The 15,210-nt window shown below is 47.8% G+C and carries 13 protein-coding genes; 5 read left to right on the top strand and 8 right to left on the bottom strand.

Annotated features, from left to right (window positions below):
- Positions 1–57: 57 nt before the first annotated feature.
- The 5 genes from V6668_RS13100 to V6668_RS13080 all read right to left on the bottom strand — a co-directional run bounded on the left by V6668_RS13100 (position 58) and on the right by V6668_RS13080 (position 6,797).
- A complete protein-coding gene (locus V6668_RS13100) occupies positions 58–1,077 on the bottom strand; it encodes a dienelactone hydrolase family protein (RefSeq protein WP_338708635.1) in 1,020 nt (339 codons plus the stop codon).
- Between the two features lie 191 nt (positions 1,078–1,268).
- The gene (locus V6668_RS13095; protein WP_338708634.1) at positions 1,269–3,515 is read right to left on the bottom strand and encodes an MMPL family transporter; all 2,247 of its coding nucleotides are present in this window, start codon (positions 3,513–3,515) and stop codon (positions 1,269–1,271) included.
- Between the two features lie 108 nt (positions 3,516–3,623).
- Positions 3,624–4,778 carry a type III polyketide synthase gene (locus V6668_RS13090; RefSeq protein ID WP_338708633.1) on the bottom strand — a complete coding sequence of 385 codons (1,155 nt, stop codon included), beginning with the start codon at positions 4,776–4,778 and terminating at the stop codon, positions 3,624–3,626.
- A gap of 233 nt (positions 4,779–5,011) precedes the next feature.
- The gene (locus V6668_RS13085; RefSeq protein ID WP_036608732.1) at positions 5,012–5,632 is read right to left on the bottom strand and encodes a flavin reductase family protein; all 621 of its coding nucleotides are present in this window, start codon (positions 5,630–5,632) and stop codon (positions 5,012–5,014) included.
- A gap of 166 nt (positions 5,633–5,798) precedes the next feature.
- On the bottom strand, positions 5,799–6,797 hold the full coding sequence (locus tag V6668_RS13080) for an ABC transporter substrate-binding protein (protein ID WP_338708632.1): 999 nt from the start codon (positions 6,795–6,797) through the stop codon (positions 5,799–5,801).
- Between the two features lie 459 nt (positions 6,798–7,256).
- Between V6668_RS13080 and V6668_RS13075 the strand changes: the two genes are divergently transcribed.
- Positions 7,257–7,901 carry a hypothetical protein gene (locus V6668_RS13075; RefSeq protein ID WP_338708631.1) on the top strand — a complete coding sequence of 215 codons (645 nt, stop codon included), beginning with the start codon at positions 7,257–7,259 and terminating at the stop codon, positions 7,899–7,901.
- Between the two features lie 137 nt (positions 7,902–8,038).
- Here V6668_RS13075 and V6668_RS13070 read toward each other — a convergent pair whose 3' ends face one another.
- Positions 8,039–9,274: a multidrug effflux MFS transporter gene (locus V6668_RS13070; protein ID WP_338708630.1), complete on the bottom strand. Its 1,236-nt coding sequence runs from the start codon at positions 9,272–9,274 to the stop codon at positions 8,039–8,041.
- Positions 9,275–9,280: 6 nt separating this feature from the next.
- Entirely contained in the window at positions 9,281–10,024 is a 744-nt protein-coding gene (locus V6668_RS13065) for a GTP pyrophosphokinase (RefSeq protein WP_036608962.1), read from the bottom strand.
- 245 nt (positions 10,025–10,269) lie between these two features.
- Between V6668_RS13065 and V6668_RS13060 the strand changes: the two genes are divergently transcribed.
- Together V6668_RS13060 and V6668_RS13055 are read left to right on the top strand one after the other, a co-directional pair.
- Positions 10,270–11,148: an alpha/beta hydrolase family protein gene (locus V6668_RS13060; protein ID WP_338708629.1), complete on the top strand. Its 879-nt coding sequence runs from the start codon at positions 10,270–10,272 to the stop codon at positions 11,146–11,148.
- An 84-nt stretch (positions 11,149–11,232) separates the two neighbouring features.
- Positions 11,233–11,952, top strand: a complete 720-nt coding sequence (locus tag V6668_RS13055; protein ID WP_338708628.1) for a YoaK family protein — start codon at positions 11,233–11,235, stop codon at positions 11,950–11,952.
- A 117-nt stretch (positions 11,953–12,069) separates the two neighbouring features.
- On the opposite strand, the gene V6668_RS13050 is transcribed toward V6668_RS13055, so the two are convergent.
- On the bottom strand, positions 12,070–12,966 hold the full coding sequence (locus tag V6668_RS13050; RefSeq protein WP_338708627.1) for a LysR family transcriptional regulator: 897 nt from the start codon (positions 12,964–12,966) through the stop codon (positions 12,070–12,072).
- Between the two features lie 138 nt (positions 12,967–13,104).
- Between V6668_RS13050 and V6668_RS13045 the strand changes: the two genes are divergently transcribed.
- On the top strand, positions 13,105–13,809 hold the full coding sequence (locus V6668_RS13045) for an O-methyltransferase (RefSeq protein ID WP_076249577.1): 705 nt from the start codon (positions 13,105–13,107) through the stop codon (positions 13,807–13,809).
- Positions 13,810–13,886: 77 nt separating this feature from the next.
- Positions 13,887–15,197: an MFS transporter gene (locus V6668_RS13040; protein ID WP_338708626.1), complete on the top strand. Its 1,311-nt coding sequence runs from the start codon at positions 13,887–13,889 to the stop codon at positions 15,195–15,197.
- Positions 15,198–15,210 lie beyond the last annotated feature (13 nt).

Here is a 15,210-nt window from a genome sequence, read left to right as displayed (position 1 = left end):
TTTCATCACTGAATTCTCCTCTCGAATCAGAATTATATTAGTTGACGATCCTCAGTTTCACAGAACTTGGTCAAGCCAGTCATAAGCCTTCGCTCCGCTAATCTCATGTCCACCGGTAAAGAAATCCGCATCCAGTGATTCTGCTGCTCCCGCCTGCTCATATATATGTGTCAAACGGGCATACGCCTCTCTCGCTGCATGGATTGGGAACACCTGATCATCACTTCCGGCTTCAATAAAAAGTGGCCTAGGCACAATCAGGCCGATGAGATCCGGCAATTCCGCTTCACGCAGGATACCTGGCACATAGTTGTCCAGACAATGGTTCCGATCCAATATGCTGCCCTGGAATGTATTTGCATAACCGCTTACCACAGTTGCCCTGAACCGTTCATCCAACGCGGCTGTAAATGCGGTCACCAGCCCACCGCCCGAGATACCCATGCTTCCAATTCGCTCCAAATCCACTTCTGGCCGAGTCGATACATAATCCAATACACGTGTTGTTTCATACACCCTATGACCGGCGAGGGTCTTCCCCACCATGAGCAGATGCGTAGCAATCTTCGTACAGGAGCTTACCCCTGGTGGCGCATCGCGGTCCTCTTCCAGTCTTCGATCACCAAATCCGAGCAACTCTGGAGCCGCAACCACATAACCACGCTTCACAAGAGCTACTGCAAAGTCCTTGTGTAATCCGGGCTCTCCTGTCCGTAGTGACCCATCCGGTTCCATGCCCGATATCTCTCGGCTACCATAGCCATGCCCATGACAAGCAACGATAGCAGGTCTCTTTGTATCAGTAACGCTTCCATCACCAGGAATTAATAAATATACAGGCATGCGAAGTCCTGCATAGGTCGTGATTTCAATCCGCTCCCGAATATATCCGTCACAGGTAATGCGCTCCAGTAAGACAGGATTCAGTGCGGCCGCCATCGTGGGAAAACCGCCCAGCCGTTCTTTCACACGTGTACGTAACTGACTGCGCCATAAATCCAGGGGGTGATCTGCATTATACGCGGAACGACCACGAAGATTCGTTTGTTGTTGTAGATAGGCTTCAATATCAGACATGGGCCTGTGTCCCTCCTGTTTTTCGTAGGATAACGTAGATATAAGACTGTTATATGGAATTAATCCCATCCATTATAGAACATCTAGGTCACCCATGAATTGAACATGTTTGCCTGTTTTGAATGGAATCACATGATTTCTAGCCAAAAAAAGGATATCTCCAACCTGAAGACAGGTTACGGAAATACCCTTCATTTCATCTGACCTGGCAACCACCAGTTCCACCTGCCCATTAATTTCATCAATGCAGGTACCAGTATTAGACGGATTAATGTAACGTCAATCAACACCGCTGCCGTGATTCCGATCCCTAACTGCCTCACACCTGCGACTTCAGCAAAAGCAAACGGCACAGTCACTGCAAGTAGAATTGCCGCTGCGGAGGTGACCAGACGGCCTGTAGAAGCCAATCCCTGTTGGACAGCCACATCGCTGTCTCCGGTTCGTCTATACACTTCCTGGATACGGCTCAGCATAAACACACCATAATCCATGGATATGCCAAACACCAATCCTGCAATGAATACCGGAATCATAATGGCAATGGCTGACGGCTCCATGCCCAGATGTCCTTCATTGAACACCCACACCAATATGCCAAATGAAGCGGCTAAGCTGAGCAGATTCATCAGAATTGCCTTGATTGGAATGAGCATCGATCGGAATGCCGCCAGTAACACAAGATAATTGGTGACCACTACAAATACCAGCACTTTGGGCAGTTGACTTGTGACTTCCTGCATTATTTCATACTGCTTGGCAGCTTCCCCACCATAACGTAGTTTTACGTTGTTGAAACCCCGTGTATGATCGCTATTCCTTATTCGTTCAAGCCAACCTGCAACCTGTTCCGAACCAGGCTCCCCGTGCACGGTGGCTATCAATCGTATGGAATGGTCAGAGACGGTTGAACGCAGCCATGTCGTCCTTGTTGACTCCTTGCCTTCTATGGAAGGAGTTAGCGCCGACGGTGGAATTTGAAAAAGGCTCTGCGAGTCCGTTTGATTCGGCTGTAATAGGCCCCATGGTGAAACAATGCTCAATACGTCTGAGTCCTGCAGTAGTTGACGGGCTTTGTTGTGGGCCATCTGCCAGTGAGAGGAAGTCAACCGTTCCTGCTGTCCGCCAATCACAATCTCGATGGCGGAGGTATTCTTTTGCCCCAAATCATGTTGCAACTGCTCTGCTGCCTGGCGGGAGTCCATTCTCTCTGGCAGTGAAGAGGCATCCGGGACGGACAGTTCCAGCCGGGTTACTGGATAAACACACAGGAGAAGCACAACCGTACCTCCAATGGCCATACGGACGGGTCGTTTCATGACCATTGCTGACCATCGATGCCAGACCGAGCGTCTGGGTAACCAATGGACTAACTTTCGCCTGAATACCCGATCCGCAGACAGTGACAGCAGAGCTGGCAGCAGCGTAACATTTAACAGTAGCGACAGGAGCAGAACAATAATGGCCCCCAAGGAGACACTCAGAAACATCGGCAGTCTGATCCAGAGCAGACCCAGCAGCCCAAGGAGCACGCAAGCTGTCGAGAACAACACCGCTCTGCCTGCTGTACGTAATGTTCGCTGAAGAATCTCGCTCCGAAGAACCTCGCTCTGCATATCCAGACTGCTGCCTGTAAAGTTAACTTCGCCTTCATCTTCATAGGCCCGCTGAACTTCTTCCCTGTACCTGCTCAGGATGATCAGGGCAAAGTCTATACTCAGTGCCATGCCCACCATGGGAATCACATTAATGATAAAGTTGGACAATTCCAGATGATAACCAAGGAGTGACGTGACTCCCATCGCGGTAATCACAGCACTGATCCCCATCATGACAGCAATCAACGCGGCATATAGCCCCCTGAATGCAAAACACAAAACGATCAGGGCAATCGGCAGGCCCACCATCTCTGCCCGTTCCAGATCACGAAAGCTCAGATGATTGACATCCTGCTGCACGACTGCCTTTCCCGTCAATTGCACCGTACCTGGACCGTCTGTTGCCAACACGGCGCGCAGCTGCTCCAGTGGGGGACCCATCTGATGCGCGGGCACATCCATTTTCACAAGGGCATATGCCCTTTGGTCTTGCAGCGTCACCCTTTCGCTAACATCCAGAGGGGACGTGATAGAGGTTACCGCAGGCAACACTTGAACCTGTGTCAAACGATCCTTGATCCACTGCCGGAACTGTAACGGCGAGGTATTTTCCTTTTTCTCAAACACCAGAATAACCGGATCAGCGGGAGATCCGAATTCATCCTCCAGAACAAGTTCAACCGCTTGCGCATCCCCGTGAACCCGTTTTAATCCGTGATCTTGAACAATGTCAGGTAACTTCCATGCCCAGACCGCTGACATCCCGATGATAAATACCCAGCAGAGAATAATGAACCGCGGATATCGGCTGATGAAGGCAGCAAGTCTGCGATAACCCATACCTAAGCTCCTCTGCGATCAGATTAGTCATTCGATTATGTTCATCGGTAAGATCGTAAGCACATTCATACACTTACGGTGTATATCTCCTTCACTCGGGTTCGCGAACTATTGAATGCCATGATTCACAGGTGTTCTGTTCGCAATGGGGGCAGGGATGTATGTAAAAGGAAGTAACTCTGCCGTCAGTCCCGGGCCAAAGGCCAGCGCTATCCCACTGGAATGCTCTTCCTTCTGTCTGTAATCCTCACGGATGGCTTGAAGAACAAAAAGAATCGTCACGGACGACAGGTTGCCATAATCCCGCAGGATGTTTCGGCTGTAGGAGACCTGCTCATCTGTCAACTGATACAGCTTCTGAACGGCATCCACGATGCCTCTGCCTCCCGGATGGATCGCCCATATTTCCGGTAAACCGCTCCCCTCCAGCAACCGTTCTACCTCTGGACCGAGATGCAAACCAAGCAGCTTCGGAATCTGTGGTGACAGGTAGAGATCAAAGCCTGTATTGCCGACTTCCCAGATCATTTCTTCTGCACAATCCGGGAGCAGCGTTGAGTGCCCTCGGCCTAGTCGAAAACATTCATTGCGGTCTGTTCCGGACGCACCAATAACACAGGCAGAGGCGCCGTCTCCGAAGAACGATGCAGCATACAGGTCGTCCCGTTTGGCAGATGGCTGAAAGTGAAGTGTACATAGTTCCACACACACGATGAGAACTGTAGCCTTCTGATCTGCCGTTACAATGGAATTCGCCAGTTGAATCGCCTTCAGACCGGCTGCACATCCCTGAAACACCAGTGGAATCCGGTTGATCTGCGGTGACAGTTCAAGCTGTTGGATCAGCCGAACATCAAGTCCGGGCAGGAATTGCCCCGTGCAACTCACCGTAATGAGATGTGTAAGTTCCGAGGAGGTTACGTCTGCATCCTGAAGGGCCTGTCCGGCCGCCTCGAGACCAAGTGGAACAGCAACGGCTTTGTATTTGCCCATACGCTCGGATGTAGTCGGAACCTCGTCCGCATTGGTAAAGGGTAAATATCGGCAAGAATCAACAGGCTCAAGCAGATTCGGTTCACACGTATACCGAGTCTCCACACCGCACTGATTAAAGATCCGTTTGGCCCATCTTCTCGCATCTGGCTCATGTTCCAGCGCTTGCGCGAGACGGGCAGATACATCCTTTTGCTCAATACGGTGGGCAGGCCACGCCGTTCCTATTCCCATAATACTTGCCCCAGTAGTTGCCTCAAGCTGGTTCATCGGCTTAACCCCCTTATAGTACCTGTTCAAAAGTAGGCTTTTTAAACAACCTATATATAAAATAGGTTCATATGACATGTGTGCAGGATATAGTACAAGTCTATTCACTACCTGTCCTGTTTATGTTCATATTAACAAGCAAAGGCGGACAACATATGCGAGTTTCGCACGTGCTGTCCGCCTTTGCTACCGGATTAAACCCGTTCCTATATTACATATTCGATCTGTCAGAACTACTCAGGCCGAATTATCGTGAATCTCTCCCCAAGCTTGGCATAATCATTACCCGCCAGTCGGCTGACTGGTTTCAAATGATCCATCAGGATATAGCCCTTGTCCGGATTGTAGACTTGTTCGCTGAAATGATACTGTACAATACGTACCAGCAGCAGGTCACTCACCGGTTTGCCCTCATCATTCGTGATGGGAATGTGCTGATACAGCTCACACTCCATCCGAATGAGTGCTTCCTGAATTCCTGGCACAGCAACCTTGGTACTTGGCACTGTAGTCAGTTTTGTCCGCTCAAGCTCACTTTCGTGGGGTTCCAGTATGGCTGCTGTCTCATTCACTTCTGTTATGATTGCTTCATCACAGATATGCACGACCAGTTCTTGATGAGCAAGCACATTACGTGCAGTATCTTTCATGATACCGTCTTTACGTGCAATGGATATGGATAACAGCGGTGGGTCCGAACTAACCACATTAAAGAAACTAAAAGGCGCTGCATTAATTACACCATTCTTATCTGAAAGTGTCGTCACAAAAGCAATTGGACGTGGTACCACCGAACCACTCATCAGTTTATAGTTGTCTCTTCCCGTTATTTCACGTGGATCCAATGTATACATATGTAAATATCCCCTTCCATGCTCGTGTAACAAGTGTCAATTTCACTTCAGGACACGATAACACACTCATATTTATTATATATCGTAAAATGCTAAATTAACAAAAAAAACTCCCTGGTGCCCTGCACCAAGGAGTTTGAACATGCCATTTCGTATTGGCTATTTCTTATTTAACGATGCTGTTCTGAATGTCTTCCATAATTTGAAGGTTCGCTTGAACTCCGCTGTACAACCAGCTACTGGACCGGGTGAATTCAAAGACATTACCTGTCTTTACAGCAGGAATGCTCTGCCATACGGCATCTTTCAGCGCTTCTGAGCCTGCTCCCTTGTCACTGTTCACCAGGAATAGATAGTCTGTGTCCATTTCCGCGATCTTCTCCAATGAAATCTCAGACCAGTTACCCGTTGCCTTCGCAGATGCTTCCTTCACAACATTAGGCTCTGCAAGTCCAAGTTCGTTGTACATCACTTCACCACTGGAAACATTGTTGCTTACAACATAAAACTTGTTATTGAACAACCACAACGCTGCGGCCGACTTTGTTCCTCCAGTAACAGCAGTTACTTTTTCTTTGATTTCCTTTGCCTTGGCATCATAATCGTCAAGCGCCTTCTGCGCTACATCCGATTTGTTCAGAAGCTCGCCGATCTTGAGCAGAGCCTGACGCGAGTCCTTGTTGACCTCATCTCCGAGTACATAAGTAGGGGCAATTTTGTTGTACTGTTCGTATTTCTCCCCTTCCACTGTACTTTCAGAACCCATAATAATCAGGTCTGGTGAGAAACTGGCCATGGCTTCAAAAGGTAGATCACTTGCAATACCAGGTATGCCATTCAGATCATTTTGCAGATAATCCTGCAAACCATTGCCGTTGTTGATGGACCACTGTGCCGCTGGCTTAACACCGAGTGTAACGAGATGGTCTTCCAGATAAGACGCGATGACACGTTCAGGGTTAGCCGGGATGGTTACTTCGTGTCCCATTGCATCTGTTAATGTGCGCTCTGTAGCGACTTCTGTTTGTGTCTCAGTCTCCGTTGTTGTATCGTTCTCTCCTGCTGCTCCATTCTCTGCAGGCTTCGCTCCACACGCGGCCAACCAGATGGACATAACCATCACCGTAATTAGAATCATGATCATCTTTTTATTTCTCTTAAACACTTGATATATCCCCTTTCAATTCATTATGAAAACCTTATTCGGCGCTATTGTGACAGATATCAACGTTCAAAAATATTGACACTATTATTGATACATATAATATCCGTATGTACATTTGTCCGATTCCATTGACAATGATAATTGTTATCAGTTCAGTTGTCAATTCGATTTTGCTCTGCGCTATAAAGTTGAACTACAGATTGTTTACACTGACACTACGATGATAAAACAACCTTCCAATCGCTGTTATCCCCAGATTTTTTCGATTCCCTTTTCTCTAAGGGAAAATCCGGTGATAGCGTATGCTTCCGATGCAGCTTTCTTTCAGAAAGCTTTTAAGCGACCGCTTCGCTTTTTCAGTTTTTTTTTATCTTCTCCGTTTGGTGTAAATGATTAGTTCAACTATATAGATCATATAAAATCTTCTTGGCGCACTCACATATAGGCGGATGCCGCCATATGCTGAATGCAGAATACGACGACAGGAAGGATGTTCTGTACATGTATTACGAATATAACCCTTATCTAAGTTATGGAGAAGACCGTTCCTTTCAATTGCCTCCACTGTTCCCAGGCGGTGGCGGCACACCGGGTGGTCCGACGTTTCCTGGTATACCTGGCGGTCAAGGCCCCTATCCTCCATACATTCCAGGCGGAGGACCCGGTCCATATATCCCCGGAGGCATTCCAGGTACAATCCCGGGTACAGCACCGGGCGTACCTGCGCAATTGACTCAAGGCAATCTGCCCAGCCTGCTTAGTGCCTATCCTCGTCCGGTAGGTCAGCCTCCGGCAGAAATGCTTTTTCTGTATAACCTGATCAAAAGCAGCCCGGGTCTGCTCCCGCTCTTCCTCCAGCAACAGCCGCAAAGTCTCACTCAAGCTGTGCAATTTGCACAGACTGGTGCAGCGGCACCACGAGATAACGAAGAACGTGCGCTGCCCAACTTTTGCTACAACCGATGGTCCCTTGTCTTCACATATAATGATGTCTACCTGATGTGGCCTGCGATTAATCTGTTTGGTTTTGTGGTGGGGTACTTCTATCCATTCCTCACGCCAGGTATACTGTCCAATACACAGATTTTGTTTGCGCTCTGCTAAACCTGTCCTTACCTACAGCAAGAGCCCCACTTGGAAGCATAATTCCTTCCAAGTGAGGCTCTTTTTCGTCCTTTTATCCAGATGCACCTTTACATTACTAAGGCTCCATAAACGCAAGGTGTACAGAATCAGTACATTTAACTCAACACTTGATCGTTCTGGCGCTTCCTGCCTTTACTGACCATTAGGAAGTAAATCACCAAGGCACCGAGATCCGCACACGCAATAACGATTCCCATTGGCACAGCTGTGCCTTCTCCCCCGAGACCTACGAGGGGAGCGACAATACCTCCGAACAGGAACGTCATCACACCAATAAGCGCAGAAGCACTGCCTGCCGACTTCTCCTGATCGGCCATCGCCAAGGCGAAGGACGCGGTATTGACCAACCCAACACTGGATACCACCAGAAATAACGGAATCAGTACAGAGATTAGATTACCTCCAGCCAGAATGGCGATGAGCAGAGATGTTCCTCCGAGCGCCGCGGTTAGTAGACCCGCGATTAACAGGCGAGTCTCTGATACCTTTCCTGCAAGTCTGCCGGCAATCTGACTGGCCAGAATAATGCCTAACCCGTTAATGGCGAAGCATACACTGAACATTTGCGGGGATACCCCGTATATTTTCTGAAGCACAAACGGCGAACCGGATATGTACGCAAACATGCCAGCCGCTACGAAACCCTGAGTTAACGCATAACCCATAAACTGACGATCCCCTGCGATTTGGCGAAACGTAATTAATGTCTGCTTCAATCCTCCGCTTGATCTGCGGTTGGAAGGCAAGGTCTCTCCAAGACCGAAAATGACAGCCAACAGCGTCAGTATTCCGATGAGGCTAAGCAAAATAAATACGCCGCGCCACGACGTATACGTCAACAATTGTCCACCAATGATTGGTGCAGCAATCGGGGCTACGCCGTTAATCAGCATTAACAGAGAGAAGAACCGTGTCAGTTCCGGGCCCGAATATACGTCTCTGACGATTGCGCGTGAGATGACAATCCCTGCTGCTCCAGCTACACCTTGAATGAACCGCAGCACAACAAAAGAGCCCATCGTCGGGCTGACTAGGCAAAGTATGGAGGCGATAGTATAGAGCACAAGCCCTGCAATGAGCGGTGTTCGCCGACCACGCACATCACTTAGAGGTCCAGCAAGCAACTGTCCAACCGCAAGTCCAATCATACACGCCGTCAGACTGAGTTGAGCATACGATGTAGATGAACCAAACTCATCAGCCAGCGTGGGCAATGCGGGTAAATACATATCCAGGGACAACGGCCCGAAGGCCGACAATGTCCCCAGAATTAAAGCCATCCGTACACGAGATGTGGAGTTTGTGTTCAATGAAGCTGTTGTACTTTTCATCAAATACTACTCCCCGCTACCCAGCAGCTTGAGCAGGTTGGACGGCAGTGTGAACTGCTGATTGTTAATAATAATACGGCGCAGTTCTTCTTCATCCCGCTCATTATCGGCGTCCTTAATCTCCTGAATTTCCCGGTGAAGTCGCTCCATCTGTTGATCCAGCGCATTTGCCGAATCTGCCGCACTCTTTAACTCTCTCGTCAAATGCTCGGGAACATCCTTATTGTATTTATAAAAAATCTTATGCTCCAGACTCGCCCAGAAATCCATCGCGATTGTACGGATCTGGATCTCCACACATGCTCGTTCCTCACCATTGGACATGTACACAGGCACTTCCACCAGAAGGTGAAGGCTTTGGTAGCCGTTTGGCTTTGGATTCTCGATGTAGTCTTTGACCTCCAGTACACGCAGATCACTCTGGTTGCACAGCATATCCTTAATGCGATAGATATCCGAGATAAAGGAACATGTAATCCGTACCCCGGCGATATCCTTGATATTTTGCTTGATGCTCTCAAACGTTAACTCATGATTTTTGCGGAACATCTTGTTCATAATGCTCTCAGGAGATTTCAGTCTGGACTTTGTATGCTCAATTGGACTGTAATCATGCAAAGACTGGAATTCTTCCTTCAGGACTTCAATCTTGGTCTCCATTTGATCCAGAGCAAATTTATAGATCATCATAAATCTGGTAATTTCATATTTGAATTTCTTGAATTGATCGATTGGATGTGGAGCGTTCATCATGGCTTTCTCCCTTTCTTTCTGCACACTAAAATTAGTTTTATGAATATGAGAACAAGCGGTCAATCCACATGTCTCCTGAACCATTATAAATCATATGGAGCCAATAAACGAATTTCTCACATTTGGGCTGGCGATTCAGCCTGGAAGGTATGGGAACTTATTTTACGCGCATCCTATAGAAGCATCCCTTTCATTTGGCCCGCAATTATTAATAAAAGAGGTGGATTTTACTGCTCTATCAAGTGACATATTCATCCGATACACTTCGGGTTAAAGCTTATTTATACCTGCCACAAGGTTGTTCATTACCTGATATCACGACATATGAAACTTCTCATTCCGGCTCTGTCTCCTCTGCCTTTCCGGAATTCGCTTCAATACATACATCTCTACATTTGCAACCACTCGCCAGCCACTACCCTTCTGCCAGAATGCATGATATCGCTCACACACAGGAACAGTGGCCTGTGCTGATCTATTGTCGCGGCGGACTTGGCAGCTATGGCGGGGTAAATACCGTTTGGCTTGAGCAATTTGTACATAAAGGTTATATCGTGTTCGCCCCATCCTATCGTGGCAACGAAGGCGGTGAAGGTCGTGACGAGTATGGCGGGAAAGATGCCGAAGATGTGCATGCCGCTTACCGGTTGATACAGCGTTTACCCTTTGTTGACCCAACTCGCATATCGTTAATGGGGTTCTCCCGTGGAGCCATTAATGCTGTACATACCGCAACTGCCTATAATGAGGGACCGGACAAAGTACATAAGTTAGTTCTTTGGAGCGGTGTCTCCGATGTGGAACGCACTTACCATGAGCGAACCGACCTGAGGCGCACATTGAAACGGGTGCTAGGTGGTTCCCCACGCACGGTTCCAGAAGCTTATCTCGCCCGTTCTCCCTTGTCGAAAGCGAACAAACTATCTTGTCCCGTGCTAATCATGCATGGTACATCAGATACACAAGTGAATTATAGTCACGGAACCCGAATGTATCACTGGCTTAAGCGGCGAGGTGCAGACGTCACATTTCACGCTTATGGCGGGCAGGATCATCATTTTCACGAGAAAATACATCAGTCAGCGGTGAACAATATGTTTGATTGGCTCGCTGCACCTTAAGTCTTGCGCGAATGAATTTCATTTTGAAGATGCATGGGTTATGGCTGTATACTGGAGGGGCTACGTTTTTTTGAAAGGACGGATATGATGAATCAAAGCACCCTCCAAAAATACGCCATGTTGCTTCTCTGCATGTCTGCCGGAATGGTGGACCTGATCGGATATCTGGGACTAGGGCATGTGCTCACAGCTAATATGACGGGAAATATTGTACTACTCGGTATTGCTATTGCCCGTGCGCAGGAATTTGTCGTGCTGCGGTCACTGCTTGCTCTCATTGGTTTTATAGCCGGCAATGCCATTGCAGCACATATGGTTGGACATGTGCAGACCAAAAATGGCTGGTCCTCTAAGGTCACAGCCGTATTTACTGTTGAAAGCATATTGCTCCTGCTGTTCGCGATCGCCATGATTAGTCCATTTTCAGAACAACTGTCCTATCTGTTAATTGTCATCCTAGCCGTTGCAATGGGGATGCAAACAACTGCGGCACGCCGCATTGGCATTGCTGGCATCTCAACAACCGTGCTCACCAATAATTTGGCCGCTGTGGTCGAGGATACCGTAAACATCCTCAAAAAGCTGCGACATGCCAATATCCGATCGTTAACCAAAGCCTTGTCCACAGACTCCTACCTTCGTGCAGGTGCTGTTGTCATCTATTTGATCGGCGTCATTGCAGCCGCATTGTTATTCCACCGTGTGCCCATGATTGCAGTCTGGATTCCTGTCCTGATCATTGGCGGCGTAACCCTATACGCCCGATTACATGCATGGGGAACTTCACAACAAAGCGAAAGTTAATAATAGAAGAAGTACCCTGTCCATGTTCAAGTGGCTGTTCAAAAGTCCACTTTAGGATACTGAAAAATGGTCTTTGTGAACATGGACTTTAAGTTATTTTAAGTACAATCACGCTATTTATTTCATCAAAGCAGCTTCTTGGCGGATAAGCTTGACCAGATGCTGTGCAGCAGGTGATAATACCTCCCCGGCTCGTGTACATACGGCAACCGTATTTCTCAGCTGTACACCTCGAACAAACACACGTGCCAGCCTGCCTTGCTGCACATCTTCGTTCACAACCAAAGAAGATATAAAGTTGGCCCCATAACCTGCCATCACCGCACTAATCGTTTCGTTCAGCCCGTTGAACTGAAGCGCAATGCGGGGAGCGGCCAGGTTATTTGTTGTGCAAAGGGAAACGAGTCGCTCACGTGTAGCACTGCCTTCTTCGCGCATGATGAACGGTTCTGCCATCATCTCATGCAGCTCGATTTCTTTTCCCGCATACGGATGGTCAGGGTGCACAACAAACCACATCTCATCGTCAAACAATTCATCCCATTGGACACCTGCATGTGTAATGCCACTTCCACCATACACTGCAATCTCTGCCTCATAACGAAGTAATTGGTCAAAAGCCATCCGGGTGTTGGTTGTGCTCACAACAATCTCCACATCCTCGTGCATTTGCTTAAACCGAGCAATCCAGCCCGGCAACAGAAAATTTGAAGGCAAGTAGGTTGCCGTAAGACGGATCAGTCCTTTCTTGCCTTCCCGAAAATCCTGCACAAAATTCTCGACATCCTGCTCCAGCATGAACAGACGTTCCGCATAACCTGTCAACTGTATCCCCGCATCCGTGAGCACCAGTCTTCTTCCCTCCGAAACAAAAAGCTGGATTCCCAATTCACGTTCAAACTTCTTCACCTGAGAAGATACCGCAGGTTGACTAATATTTAGTTCCTCTGCGGCACGAGTGACCCCGCCATATCTCACGATGGCATGAAATAATCGTAATCCATGCAGATTCATGTTTACACCTCTTCCACGTCAAATACATAATCTAAAGTTATATTATCATACATAATATATATTTTATTTATATATCTGCTCCATTTATAGTTGAAATATGAAATCCAATACAAGGAACAAGGAAAGGAACATGTGAACATGAAAAATATAAATACGACCAACCTACAGCATACCTGGACTCAAGTCGACTACTACATGAATGATCTGCTGATTCCATCAGATTCCCTACTGGAACATACACTGCAAAGCAATGCCGAAGCTGGACTCCCTGCTCATGACGTAACACCAAATCAAGGAAAGTTACTTCAGCTCCTGCTGCAAATCCAAGGCGCATCCCGTGTACTTGAAATCGGCACATTGGGTGGATACAGTACCATCTGGATGGCAAGAGCGCTGCCTGAACACGGACGCATCGTCTCACTGGAATCGGAATCACACCATGCAGACTTGGCCCGAGCCAATCTCACACGAGCAGGACTGATGCACAAGGTTGACCTGAGAGTTGGTCCTGCCCTAACCACCCTTCCCGATGTTCAGGAAGAATACAGGGAACCGTTTGATATGATCTTCATCGATGCTGACAAACCGAGTAATCCCGATTATCTGAGATGGGCCCTGCGACTGACTCGGCCGGGGAGTCTTATTATTGGTGATAATATCGTCAGGGACGGTGAAGTGATCCGCACAGACAGCACAGACCCCAGAGTTCAAGGCGTTCGATCATTCCTGCAGTTGATCGCGGATCACCCTCGGCTTGAAGCTACAGCACTGCAAACGGTCGGTAGCAAAGGTTACGATGGATTCGTCATTGCTCGTGTAATTGATGCCTCTGAACCAAAATAAACAGTGGTCAATTCTTCCGCAAATTCCCCTTTCCTGTTAAACTGGAATCACTGCACAGGCAGACTGGGGGGAACCACTTGAGAGTTTTACAACATATTAATGATGAAATTCGCGGCTGGTCCCGCAATATTCAACTGTTTTTCCTGGCTAGCATTCTGTATCAGATCGGAAATGGCATGTTCTCTGTCTTGTACAATCTGTACATTCAGGGTCTGGGCTATAATGATACAATGAACGGCCAGATTGTAAGTATTCAATCACTCGCAACAGCCATTATGTTTGTTCCTATCGGTCTATGCGGTGATCTATTCAGCCGCAAGCGATTACTCATTACCGGGGCGTTATTCAGCGGAATCTTTCTGATCGGACGCTCCTTCGATTATTCGGCTACAGGACTGATTTGGTTCGCGGTATTCTCTGGCCTTTTCGCTGGGGTATTCCAAGTATTGGCCATTCCTTATCTGGCGGAAAACGTCAAGAAAAGCCAGCGGCTGAAGATGTTCAGTTATTATTCATCCCTTGTGCTCGCTTCCCAGGTTCTTGGTAGCCTGGGTGGCGGCGTATTCGCAGATTTGTTACATACAGTAGGACTCGCCAAAGTGACCGGATTGCAGACGGTTTTATTTATCGGTGGTGCAGCAACACTGGCTGCATTTATTCCACTGTTATTTGTAACCGAAGGCAAGGCTGCTCCGCAGACAACAATTCCGGGGCAACCCGTTCTTCAACCCAATGCGGATCTAAAAGAAAGCTCAACAAATACCCCAAGCACGGACGATTCGATCACGAAGAAAAAAGATTCCCTACTGATTGGTCAGTTTATAGTGACTCAGTTGTTAATTGGATTAGGTTCCGGACTGGTTGTACCGTATCTGAATCTGTATTTCACCAATCGATTCTCGGTTTCTCTGAGCGGCATGAGCTTACTAATTGCACTTGGTCAGATTATGACGATTGTATCCATGCTGATTGGTCCTACCTTGGCGGCAAAGGTCGGAAGCGTAAGAGCCGTTGTCATTTTCCAGGTCATGTCGCTGCCCTTCCTTCTATTAACAGGCTTCACCAATCTGTTGTTCATCGCTTCGCTCAGTTTCTTGTTCAGACAAGCATTGATGAACGCCGCCAATCCCATTCATTCAGCCATACTGGTGGATCGGATCTCGGACAAACGCCGCGGCATTGCCAATTCACTGATGCAGACCTCGTTCATGATTGGTTGGGCGACCATGGGACCCGTTCAATCCTATCTGGTCACCACGTACGGAACGTATTGGGGTTATGCGATCACTTTCAGCATCACAGGCTGTCTATACGTTATTTCATCACTGATGTACTTTGTAATGTTCAGAGAACCCAAACCTTCCGCTACGGCTCTCGCAGGATCTTAATGAGTTGAACACT

It is taken from the genome of Paenibacillus amylolyticus, assembly GCF_036894225.1.
Classification (GTDB): Bacteria; Bacillota; Bacilli; order Paenibacillales; family Paenibacillaceae; genus Paenibacillus; species Paenibacillus amylolyticus.
Note: the sequence above shows the minus strand (reverse complement) of the source record. Positions and strands in the feature narration are given on the sequence as shown.

Excerpts from the sequence above, each read along its gene's own strand:
- V6668_RS13065 (WP_036608962.1), bottom strand. The coding sequence starts at position 10,024 with ATGAACGCTCCACATCCAATCGATCAATTCAAGAAATTCAAATATGAA.
- V6668_RS13070 (WP_338708630.1), bottom strand. The coding sequence starts at position 9,274 with ATGAAAAGTACAACAGCTTCATTGAACACAAACTCCACATCTCGTGTA.
- V6668_RS13045 (WP_076249577.1), top strand. The coding sequence starts at position 13,105 with ATGAAAAATATAAATACGACCAACCTACAGCATACCTGGACTCAAGTC.
- V6668_RS13100 (WP_338708635.1), bottom strand. The coding sequence starts at position 1,077 with ATGTCTGATATTGAAGCCTATCTACAACAACAAACGAATCTTCGTGGT.
- V6668_RS13090 (WP_338708633.1), bottom strand. The coding sequence starts at position 4,778 with ATGAACCAGCTTGAGGCAACTACTGGGGCAAGTATTATGGGAATAGGA.
- V6668_RS13055 (WP_338708628.1), top strand. The coding sequence starts at position 11,233 with ATGATGAATCAAAGCACCCTCCAAAAATACGCCATGTTGCTTCTCTGC.
- V6668_RS13075 (WP_338708631.1), top strand. The coding sequence starts at position 7,257 with ATGCTGAATGCAGAATACGACGACAGGAAGGATGTTCTGTACATGTAT.
- V6668_RS13050 (WP_338708627.1), bottom strand. The coding sequence starts at position 12,966 with ATGAATCTGCATGGATTACGATTATTTCATGCCATCGTGAGATATGGC.
- V6668_RS13085 (WP_036608732.1), bottom strand. The coding sequence starts at position 5,632 with ATGTATACATTGGATCCACGTGAAATAACGGGAAGAGACAACTATAAA.
- V6668_RS13095 (WP_338708634.1), bottom strand. The coding sequence starts at position 3,515 with ATGGGTTATCGCAGACTTGCTGCCTTCATCAGCCGATATCCGCGGTTC.